Annotated in this window: 2 protein-coding genes; one reads left to right on the plus strand and one right to left on the minus strand. The window is 63.0% G+C overall.

Annotated features, from left to right (window positions below):
* On the plus strand, window positions 1-585 hold a 585-nt coding region (locus tag A5686_RS16370; protein ID WP_067929809.1), incomplete at its 5' end, for a class I SAM-dependent methyltransferase.
* Window positions 586-645: 60 nt separating this feature from the next.
* On the opposite strand, the gene A5686_RS16375 is transcribed toward A5686_RS16370, so the two are convergent.
* Window positions 646-1425 (minus strand): cyclopropane mycolic acid synthase family methyltransferase (locus A5686_RS16375; protein ID WP_067936273.1); only part of this gene is annotated, 780 nt, incomplete at its 5' end.

The raw sequence follows: 1425 nt of genomic DNA on the forward strand, positions 1-1425 counted from the left end.
ACGCTCTCGGAGAACCAGGCCGAGCACGTGCAGAAGTCGTTCGATCAGATGGACACCACCCGCAGCAGGCGGGTGCTGCTGGAGGGCTGGGAAAAGTTCCACGAGCCGGTGGACCGGATCGTGTCGATCGGCGCGTTTGAGCACTTCGGTCGCCAGCGCTACGGCCGCTTCTTCAAGATGGCCTACCAAGCGCTGCCGCCAGGCGGAGTGATGTTGCTGCACACCATCGTTCGGCCGTCGTTCAGGGATGCCCGCGCCAGGGGCATGAAACTGACCCACGAGATCGTCCAGTTCTCGCAATTCATCCTGGCCGAGATCTTTCCCGGCGGCTGGCTGCCGACCCCGCAGACCGTCGGCGAATACGGGGTCACGGCGGGCTTCGACCTGACCCGGGTCCAGTCGCTGCAGTTGCACTACGCCAGGACACTGGATCTATGGGCCGAGGCGCTCGAGGCGAATCGCGAGCAGGCGTTGGCCATCCAGTCTCAGGAGGTCTACGACCGCTACATGAAGTACCTCACCGGCTGCGCGAAGCTGTTCCGGGAGGGCTACACCGACGTCAACCAGTTCACGTTGGAGAAGTGACCGGCTCACCATAGGCACTCAGCCCCAACGGATCACCGTTGTGCGCTGAAATGCTGTGAGCTACTTGACCAACGTGAATTGCCCCACGTTGCTGATGCCCTTGCGGAAGAAGTTCTCGCACCCGGTCAGATAGTGCATGTACTTGTCGTAGATCTCCTGGGACTGGAGAGCGATCGCCTTCTCCTTGTTGGCTTCCAGATTCGCCGCCCAGATGTTGAGGGTCCGCGCGTAATGCTCCTGCAGCGACTGGACCCGGGTCAGGTCGAAGCCCGCCGTGACCCCGTATTCGCCGACGGTCTGCGGGGTCGGCAGCCAGCCGCCGGGAAAGATCTCGGCCAGGATGAATTGCGAGAACTGGACGATCTCGTGGGTCAGTTTCATGCCCCTGGCGCGGGCATCCCTGAACGACGGCCGAACGATGGTGTGCAGCAACATCACTCCGCCTGGCGGCAGCGCTTGGTAGGCCATCTTGAAGAAGCGGCCGTAGCGCTGGCGACCGAAGTGCTCAAACGCGCCGATCGACACGATCCGGTCCACCGGCTCGTGGAACTTTTCCCAGCCCTCCAGCAGCACCCGCCTGCTGCGGGTGGTGTCCATCTGATCGAACGACTTCTGCACGTGCTCGGCCTGGTTCTCCGAGAGCGTCAGGCCGACGACGTTCACGTCGTATTTCTCGACGGCTCGCCGCAGGGTGGCCCCCCAGCCGCAGCCGATGTCCAGCAGAGTCATCCCAGGCTCGAGCTTGAGCTTTCCCAGCGCCAGATCGATCTTCGCGATCTGCGCCTCCTCGAGGGTCATGTCCTCACGCTCGAAGTACGCGCAGCTGTAGGTCTGGGTGGG

Source organism: Mycobacterium sp. E2479 (assembly GCF_001667925.1).
In the GTDB taxonomy this organism is placed as follows: Bacteria; Actinomycetota; Actinomycetes; order Mycobacteriales; family Mycobacteriaceae; genus Mycobacterium.